Source organism: Streptomyces sp. NRRL WC-3549, assembly GCF_000721935.1.
Taxonomy (GTDB): Bacteria; Actinomycetota; Actinomycetes; order Streptomycetales; family Streptomycetaceae; genus Streptomyces.
Genome location: NZ_KL585411.1, coordinates 62,873 through 71,240 on the forward strand (window position 1 = coordinate 62,873; position 8,368 = coordinate 71,240).

The following is an 8,368-nucleotide window of genomic DNA, read 5'->3' on the forward strand; positions in this document are numbered from 1 at the left end:
CCCCCCCCCGCCGCGAGCGCGGTCACCGTCATCGCGTCGGTGAACGCCTCCCGTACGCCGAGGGCCACGGTGGAACGCAGGGGTTCCGGCAGCTCCGCCGGGCCGGGTCCGAGGACGTCGGTCAGCGGGGGTGAGGCGTTCCGGCGGCCCAGGGCGGCGGCACGGTCGGTGAAGACGGTCGTCAGGAGGGAGCCCTGGACGGCGATACCGAGGGCGGAGCCGAGTTGCCGGGTGGAGTCGTTGACGGCGGAGCCGAGAGCCGCCGCGTCGGACGGCAGGGACCCCATGACGGACTCCGTGGCGGCGGCGGCCACCAGACCGGCGCCGAACCCCGCGACCAGTTGGAAGACCAGGCAGCGGGGGTAGCCGGACGTGGCGTCGGTGGTCGCCAGGACGAGGAAGCCGAGGGTGACGACGACCAGCCCGCCGGTGACGGGGAGCCGGACGCCCGGGGCCCGGCCGGTGCCCGGACGCCGCGCCCGCCGCCAGTGCCGCGGGGAGCGGCATGGTCCGTACACCGGCCTCCAACGGCCCGTAGCCGAGCACCCCTTGCAGGTAGAGGGTCAGGACGAAGAGCGCGCCGAAGAGAGCGAAGGACATCAGGGTGAGGGCCGTCGCGGCCACCCAGACGTGCGGGGCGCGCAGGAGGCCGAGCGGGAGCATGGGGTCCGGGGTACGGGACTGCCACAGCACGAACGCGGTGAGCAGCAGAGCCGCGACGGCGAACCCGGTGAGGGTGGCGGCACTCGTCCAGCCCCGGTGCGGACCCTCGATCACCGCCCACACCAGGGCCAGCAGGCCGCCCGCGGACAGCGAGGCCCCCGGGGCGTCGAACCCCTTGCGCCGGGCGGCACGGGACTCGGGGACCAGGAACGCCGCCCCGGTGACGACCGCGGCGGCGAGGGGCACGTTGATCCAGAAGGCGGCCCGCCAGGAGAACTGCTCGACCAGCCAGCCGCCGATGAGCGGCCCGCCGAGTCCGCCGAGCCCGCCGACGGCCGCCCAGACGGCGATGGCCCGGGCCCGCTCCGCGGGCTCGGGGAACGTGTGGTGGATGACGGCGAGCGTGGCGGGCATCAGCAGGGCCGCTCCCGCCCCCATGCAGCACCGTGCGGCGATCAGCTGCCACGGCGCGGACGCCTCGGCGCCGGCCCAGGACGCGGCGCCGCACAGGGCCACACCGCTCAGGAACGAGCGGCGGCGCCCCCAGCTGTCGGTGAAGGCCCCGACGGACAGGACGGTTCCGCCCAGGACCAGGGCGTAGCCGTCGACGATCCACTGCACCTGGGCGGTGCTCGCCGGGAGGCCCTGCCGGAGGTCGGGTACGGCCACGTTGAGGATGGTGACGTCCATGCCCAGCATGAACAGTCCGGCGCACACCACGGCCGTGGTCCATACGCGCGGCGCAGGCGGCCGGTACCTCATCGGGACACCTCGACGGGCGGCCGGGTGGTGGTCGTCTCGCGCATCAGAACCCCCTCGAAGCCGCGTACGCGGAACACTTCCGGAACGATCGCCCCGCCGGAAAGTGACGGGTGACGAGGAGCCGCTTCCACCGGGTGCCCGACGCGGCCGCGGACGAGCGGGGCCCCGGTTCCGGACCGGGTCCTTCCGTCGCCGCGCCCATCGCCGAGGGCCCACCACGGCGGCTCGAACTCGACACCCGGCCCGGCCCCGGGTGCACGTTCCGGCCGCTGCTCCCCCGGAGTACCGGCCCGGGATCCGGCCCCTGACCACGGCGACGTTCACCGGGCGGGCCGGCCGGGCAGACCTGATGCCGACATCGTCACGTCACCCCGTCCCCCACAGGGAGTTGCCTCATGTCATCCGCGCCCCGCACCTCTTCCGTCCCGCACCCGGCGTCCACGTCCCGCCGGCCGGCGGGACGACGGCAGGTCCTCGCCACGAGCGGCGCCGCCGCCGCGTCCATCGCGTTCACCGGAGCCTTCACCGAGCTCTTCACCGGGACCTCCGCCGCCCGGGGGCACAGCGGTTACGGCCCCCTCCTGCCCGATCCGGACGGCCTGCTCGACCTGCCGAAAGGTTTCCGCTATCGGGTCCTCTCCCGCGAGGGCGACCCGCTGCGCTCCGGGGAGGGGCCGGTGCCCAGCAACCACGACGGCATGGCCGCCTTCGCCGGCCGTCGCGGCCGGACCCATCTGGTGCGCAACCACGAGAACCGGGACTACGCCGCGATCGGAGTCCCCACGGTCGAGGGCCTCACCTACGACCCGATGGGCAAGGGCGGCTGCACGGCCCTGGAACTCGACGGCCGGGGCCACGTCCTGGGCGAACGGGTCGCGATCGCGGGTACGGCGGTCAACTGCGCGGGCGGCCGCACCCCCTGGAACACCTGGCTGACCTGCGAGGAGACCGAGGACAAGGCCGGCACCAACGGGTACACCAAGGACCACGGGTTCATCTTCGAGGTGGACGGCGCGGACCCGCACCGCACCGGCGCGGTGCCGCTGACCGCGATGGGCCGCTTCCAGCACGAGGCCGTCGCGGTCGACCCGGAGAACGGGATCGTGTACGAGACCGAGGACGCCTTCGAGCACCCGTTCGGCCTGTTCTACCGGTTCCTCCCCGAGAAGCCGCTCGGCGGGACCGGCTCACTGCGGGCGGGCGGCGACCTGGAGGCCATGCGGGTGCCCGGGGTGCCCGACCTCTCCACCGTCCAGGAGCCGGGTGCGCGGTTCGACCGGATCGAGTGGGTGCCGGTCCCGGACCCGCAGGCCTCCGGCACACCGATCCGGTTCCAGGACTTCGGCCCGAAGGGGATCACCCACGCCCAGAAGCTGGAGGGGTGTTACTGGGGCGGCTCGTCCGTCTACTTCGTCTCCAGCTTCGCGCACAGCGCCGAAGGGGCCGCGGCCGACCACTTCGGCCAGGTGTGGCGGTACGAGCCCCGGAAGCGCCGGCTGACCCTGGTGGTCGTCTTCGGCCCGGACACGGACATCGAGCTGCCCGGGGAGTCCCCGGACAACATCTGCCTGGCCGCCGACGGCGGGCTGATGGTGTGCGAGGACGGCGGCGGCGCGCAGCACGTGTTCGGGGTGACGCGGCAGGGCGAGGTCTATCCGATGGCCCGGGGGCGGCAGAACATCGGGACCGCCGAAGAGCCCGAATGGGGTGAGTTCGCCGGGGTCACGTTCGCACCGGACGGCAGGACGATGTTCGTCAACTGCTACACGCCGGGCACCACGTTCGCGGTGACGGGCCCCTGGCGCTGAGCGACCGTGCGCGGCGCCCCTCGGCGGCGGCCGGAGCGCCGCGCACGGAACCGACGACCCGTCAGCTAGCGTCCTTCAGTGATCAAATCAGTTCATAGGATGACAGCACTGGCGATTCTGGGCGGGGTGGTTCTCGCGGGCTGCGGCGGCCCGGAGGCCACCCGCGCCGGGACCCCGGCCCCCGCATCGAGTCCGGGCCCGGCGGCGAAGACGGCTCCGGAACGGATGGAGGGACCGCCCACCATGGCCCCCGGCCCGGCCGGTCTGACCCCGGTGTTCGAACGCCGGGCACCGGCCGGACCGGCCACCGGCCCCGGCTCCCCCACCCCCGGTTCCGCTGCCCCCGGGCGGGGCGGCGAGGCCGCGGACGACAAGGTCGTGGCACTCACCTTCGACGCCGACATGACCGCGGACCAGGGGCCGCGCGCCGAGGCCGGGGAGCACTTCGACAATCCGGAGCTGATCGCGCTGCTGCGCCGGCTGAAGGTGCCCGCGACCGTCTTCATGACCGGCCGGTGGGCCGAGGAGTATCCGGACCAGGCCCGCTCGATCGGCACCGATCCGCTGTTCGAGATCGCCAACCACTCGTACAGCCACTACGCCTTCTCCTCGCCCTGCTACGGGCTGCCGACCGTCGAGGAGGGCGGCATGCGGGGCGAGGTGGAGCGGGCGTTCGACGCGATCCGGAAGACGGGGGCGCGCCAGGTGGTGCCGTACTTCCGCTTCCCCGGCGGCTGCTACGACGACGCGTCGCGCAAGGCCCTGGCCCCGACGGGCGTGACGGCGGTGCAGTGGGACGTCGTCAGCGGCGACGCCTTCGCCACCGACGCGGACGCGGTGGCCGAACAGGTGCTGGACGGGGTCGAGCCGGGCTCGCTGGTCGTCATGCACTGCACGCGCAGTGCCGCGCCGGTCACCGGCGAGGCGGTACGCCAGGTGGTCCCGGCGCTGCGCGAGCGCGGGTACCGCTTCGTGAAGGTCTCCGAGCTGATGCGGGGCTGAGGCCACGGCTCCGGCTCAGCCGGAGCAGGCCGTGCGGCCCCCTTCCTGCCAGGCGCAGACCGGGCACAGGGTGGCGCCCTTCGTCGACTCCGGGTACTCCGTCGGCTCCCGGCACAGCACGCACTCGGCGTACGGCCCGCCCTTGCCCTCGTCCGCGTCCCCGGGCACAGGCCTCGGAGCGGGTGTCTCGCAGTAGGCGTCGTCCATGCGTACGAGCGTACTCAGCGCCGCAGCGAGGCGGGCCGTGCGGTGCCGGCGGCCGGCGCGGGGGCGAAGAGCACCCGCAGCGGGGCCGACCTGCCGGTGCCGTTGGCGCCTTCGACGTGCACGCGGGGTCGAAGCAGAGGACGTCGCGGCCGTTGATCGTCAGGACGCCGCCCCGTTGCCTCTCCACGCTGAGGCGATTCGCCGCCTCGTGGGCGAACCAGGCCTCGCCCTGACCGCGTACCGCCATGAGCGGGGAGGCCCTCGCCGGTTGCCGCGCGCTTGAGCAAGCCGCCGGTGCCCTGGCCCTTGCGTTCGAACTGGCGGTCGCCCCGGAAGGCGATCATCGATCCCTGACGTGCGTCTCACCGTCGACCGTGCACGTGACGGACTCGGCGTTCTCCAGGGTGATACCGGGTGCGGGGGCCTGCTGGGCCATGTGCGCGCTCGAAGAGAGGTCGCTCCCCAGGGCGTGCGCCCTCACCCGGCACCACTCGTTCCGCCACGAGCCGCCGTCCGGGGGCCTGGCAGACTGGACGCCGTGAGCAGCGACGACCTTCCCCAGCCCCTTCCCGCGACGCCCGCGGACAGCCCGTTCCGCACGGAGCCGACTCCCCGCGACGAGGCACCGCAGTACGTGCTTCCGCTGGTGGTGCACCTGGAGAAGACCGATCCCCCCGCGCGCACCGACGCCTTGGAGACCGCCGCGCGCGCCGTGCTCACCGTCCTCTCGGACGAACGTTCGCTGGGCGACGGGGAGTGGGCGCGGGCGATGCGGGACTGGCAGGACGCCCGGATCCGCAAGGTGGTGCGCCGGGCGCGCGGCGCGGAGTGGCGCAAGGCGTCGGCGCTGCCCGGGATCACGGTCACGGGCGCGCACGCCGAGGTGCGGGTGTTCCCGCCGATCCCGCTGGACGGCTGGCCCAAGGAGCTGGCCAAGCTCCAGGTGTCCGGTACGGAGCTGGACGACCCGGAGCCCCCGCCGGCGCCCGACGGGAGCGGTCCGGTGCTCTGGCTCAACCCGGAGCTGGACATGTCGGCGGGCAAGACGATGGCGCAGGCCGGGCACGGTGCGCAGCTCGCGTGGTGGGAGCTGTCGGACACCGAGCGCAAGGCGTGGCGCGAGGCCGGCTTCCCGCTCTCCGTCGCGGCTGCGGAGCCCGGCCGCTGGCGTGAGCTGACCGCGAGCGGACTGCCGGTGGTACGCGACGCGGGGTTCACCGAGATCGCCCCGGGTTCGTGCACCGTCGTGGCGGACCACCCGGCCCTGCGCCGCTGACCCCACGGGGCCGACGCGCGGGCCGGTGGCCCCGGGGCCGAACGGCGGTCCACGACCACGGGGCCCGGGGCACGGTCCACGACCGCGCCCCGCGCCCCGGGCCCCGTGGTCCGGGCCGGCGCCGTACCCGCGCGGTCCGCGGGGGCCGGGGCGCCGGCACCGCCCGAACACGTCCGTTCCGCGCGGCGGTTCGACGGTGCCACGGCGAATCCCGCCCGGGCCGTGACGTGGATCCGGCGGCCTCACCCCCTCCCGCGCTCACCGTGCACGGTGTGCGCGCAGGTCAGCTGTGTTCCGTCCGGCCCTCCCGAAGGGTCAGGAGCGGACAACGGGGCGGTCCGGGGGCCTGTGGCCCTCCCCGGGGGAGCCCGCGTCGCGGCCCGCCCCGGTGCGGGAGGCCGCGGCTCCGGGAACCTCAAATCCACCTCTGAACGTCCCCGCTTCGGGATTCGGTTCCGCCCCACGGGGCCATCACCCCTGCACGGAACGGGGAGGGGACACCATGAGGCTGGGAATCGGGATCGGCTGGCGCCCGGAGATCGCGGACGCCGTCGAGGAACTGCCGGGCATCGACTGGGTCGAGGCGGTCGCGGAGAACATCTGCGGGGACCATCTCCCCGGCCCCCTCGCACGGCTCAGGGAGCGCGGGGTCACCGTCGTCCCGCACGGCGTCTCGCTGGGCCTGGGCGGAGCGGCGAGACCGGACCCGGACCGCCTCGCCGCACTCGCCGCGCGGGCCACGCTGCTGGACGCACCGCTCGTGACGGAGCACATCGCCTTCGTACGGGCCGGCGGGCCGCTCACCGCGTCCCCGGGGCTGGAGGCGGGCCACCTGCTGCCCGTGCCGCGCACCCGGGACGCGCTGGAGGTGCTGTGCGAGAACGTCCGGATCGCCCAGGACTCACTGCCCGTACCGCTCGCCCTGGAGAACATCGCCGCGCTGATCGCCTGGCCGGACGAGGAGATGACCGAGGGCCAGTTCCTGGCGGAACTGGTCGAGCGCACCGGCGTACGCCTCCTGATCGACGTGGCCAACCTCCACACCAACCACGTCAACCGGGGTGAGGACCCCGCGACCGCGCTCGACGAACTGCCCGTGGAGGCCATCGCGTACGTCCATGTGGCGGGCGGCGTCGAGAGGGACGGCGTCTGGCACGACACCCACGCCCACCCGGTGACGCGTCCCGTCCTGGACGTGCTGACGGAACTGCGTGCGCGGGTGGACCCGCCGGGCGTGCTGCTGGAACGCGACGACGCCTTCCCGCCGGCCGGGGAGCTGGCGGGTGAACTCACCGCGATCCGGACCACACTGGCCGCCGCGGCGGCCACACCGCCCCCGCTCCGGACGCCGTCCCCCGTCCGGACGCCGGACCCGGCCGCCGCACGCCCGGTGTCCGCGCCGGGCGCCCGGGAGCGGGTCGCGGTGGCGCAGACCGCACTGCTCTCGGCGCTGGTCGCGGGCACGCCCGCGCCGGAGCGCTTCGACCACCGGCGGCTGGCCGTGCAGAGCCGCGCCCTGGCCGCCAAGCGGGCCGACGTCGTCGCCAAGGTCGCCCCGGAGCTCCCGCGGATCCTCGGCGACGGCTACCGGACCGCGTTCCTCTCGTACGCCAGGACGCGTCCTCTGTCCGGCGGTCACCGCCGCGACGCCCTCGACTTCGCGGAGCACCTGCTCATCGCGGGACGCCCGGCCGACGACGCGGCCCGGCGCGAACTGACCCGCTGGTGGCGGGAACGGTCCGCCCCGCGCCCGCCACGCCGCGGCACCCGCGTCGCCCGGGCGGCGCGCACCGCCCTCGCCGGAGCCCGGGCGGGAAGGGGAGCGCGTTGAACGCCCTCGCGTTCCTGCTGGACCTCACCGTGGTGGTCTCCTCGGCGCTGCTGCTCCTCCTGTCCGCGCGCGCCTCCCGCCGCCGGAGCGCCGGGAGGAACCCGTGGGTGCACGACCTCCAGGAGGCCGCCTTCCTCGGCGGAGGGCCGGCCAGGGTCGTCGACACCGCGCTCACCGCCCTGTACGCGGACGGCCGGATGGTGATAGGCGGGCCCGGCATCGTCGCCGTACGGCGGGCCGAGGCCCGGGACGCGGTGGAGCGCGCGGTGCTCCAGGAACTGGCCGCCGCGCCGAGCGGCGCGCTGCACACGCTGCGGGAGTCCGTCATGCGGCACCCGGCGGTGCAGGAGATCGGTGACGGGCTGGCGGCACGGGGACTGCTGACCGCGCCCGGCAAGAACCGGGCGCGCCGCCGCTGGGCCCTCGTCCTGGGCATCGGATGCGTGGTCGCCATTCCCGTCAGCATCGCCGCGACCGTGGCGCAGTACGCCCTGCACGAGGGGTACGCGGACGTCCCGTTCCCGTTCTTCGTCAAGGTGCTGCCGTTCCTGGTCGCCGGGGCGGCCGTGGGCCTGACCACCGCGTCGGCCGCCAGGGCGCGGCTCACCGAGGCGGGGCGCCTGGCCGCCCACCAGCACCGGGCCACCCACGCCCACGCGAGCGACCCGGCCCACTTCGTGGCGGCCCGGGGCCCCGGCGCCGCCCCCTTCCCGGAGCTCAGGGACCACCTGCTGGCCGCGGCCCGGCACCGCTCCCCCCGGCACGGTGGCAGGACCACCTCCGTCGGCGCGGGCGGGGCCGCTGCGTGGTGCGCCGGGG

At 75.2% G+C, this 8,368-nt stretch carries 6 protein-coding genes and 3 pseudogenes; 5 read left to right on the forward strand and 4 right to left on the reverse strand.

Annotated features, from left to right (window positions below; translation table 11 throughout):
- Both IH13_RS44765 and IH13_RS44770 read right to left on the reverse strand, forming a co-directional pair.
- Nucleotides 1-518 (reverse strand): annotated as a pseudogene (locus tag IH13_RS44765) (MFS transporter); the annotation flags it as partial.
- A 16-nt stretch (nt 519-534) separates the two neighbouring features.
- Nucleotides 535-1,425, reverse strand: a pseudogene (locus IH13_RS44770) (MFS transporter); the annotation flags it as partial.
- 395 nt (nt 1,426-1,820) lie between these two features.
- Between IH13_RS44770 and IH13_RS0120345 the strand changes: the two are divergent.
- Together IH13_RS0120345 and IH13_RS0120350 are read left to right on the forward strand one after the other, a co-directional pair.
- Entirely contained in the window at nt 1,821-3,233 is a 1,413-nt protein-coding gene (locus IH13_RS0120345; RefSeq protein WP_031086474.1) for an alkaline phosphatase PhoX, read from the forward strand.
- Nucleotides 3,234-3,332: 99 nt separating this feature from the next.
- Nucleotides 3,333-4,235 carry a polysaccharide deacetylase family protein gene (locus tag IH13_RS0120350; RefSeq protein ID WP_031086476.1) on the forward strand — a complete coding sequence of 301 codons (903 nt, stop codon included), beginning with the start codon at nt 3,333-3,335 and terminating at the stop codon, nt 4,233-4,235.
- 15 nt (nt 4,236-4,250) lie between these two features.
- Here the strand turns inward: IH13_RS0120350 and IH13_RS0120355 are convergent, their stop codons facing one another.
- Both IH13_RS0120355 and IH13_RS44775 read right to left on the reverse strand, forming a co-directional pair.
- Complete coding sequence (locus IH13_RS0120355; protein WP_031086478.1) at nt 4,251-4,442, reverse strand: hypothetical protein; 192 nt, start codon at nt 4,440-4,442, stop codon at nt 4,251-4,253.
- A 100-nt stretch (nt 4,443-4,542) separates the two neighbouring features.
- Nucleotides 4,543-4,908 (reverse strand): annotated as a pseudogene (locus IH13_RS44775) (AIM24 family protein); the annotation flags it as partial.
- A 72-nt stretch (nt 4,909-4,980) separates the two neighbouring features.
- Here IH13_RS44775 and IH13_RS0120370 point away from each other — a divergent pair.
- The 3 genes from IH13_RS0120370 to IH13_RS0120380 form a co-directional block, all read left to right on the forward strand.
- Entirely contained in the window at nt 4,981-5,718 is a 738-nt protein-coding gene (locus tag IH13_RS0120370) for a peptidyl-tRNA hydrolase (RefSeq protein WP_031086480.1), read from the forward strand.
- A gap of 502 nt (nt 5,719-6,220) precedes the next feature.
- Complete coding sequence (locus tag IH13_RS0120375; RefSeq protein ID WP_031086482.1) at nt 6,221-7,549, forward strand: MbnB/TglH/ChrH family RiPP precursor modification enzyme; 1,329 nt, start codon at nt 6,221-6,223, stop codon at nt 7,547-7,549.
- Nucleotides 7,546-8,368: TIGR04222 domain-containing membrane protein (locus IH13_RS0120380; protein ID WP_031086484.1), on the forward strand; the 823-nt coding region annotated here is incomplete at its 3' end. The genes IH13_RS0120375 and IH13_RS0120380, both read left to right, overlap by 4 nt.

Excerpts from the sequence above, each read along its gene's own strand:
- IH13_RS0120345 (WP_031086474.1), top strand. The coding sequence starts at position 1,821 with ATGTCATCCGCGCCCCGCACCTCTTCCGTCCCGCACCCGGCGTCCACG.
- IH13_RS0120350 (WP_031086476.1), top strand. The coding sequence starts at position 3,333 with ATGACAGCACTGGCGATTCTGGGCGGGGTGGTTCTCGCGGGCTGCGGC.
- IH13_RS0120355 (WP_031086478.1), bottom strand. The coding sequence starts at position 4,442 with ATGGACGACGCCTACTGCGAGACACCCGCTCCGAGGCCTGTGCCCGGG.
- IH13_RS0120375 (WP_031086482.1), top strand. The coding sequence starts at position 6,221 with ATGAGGCTGGGAATCGGGATCGGCTGGCGCCCGGAGATCGCGGACGCC.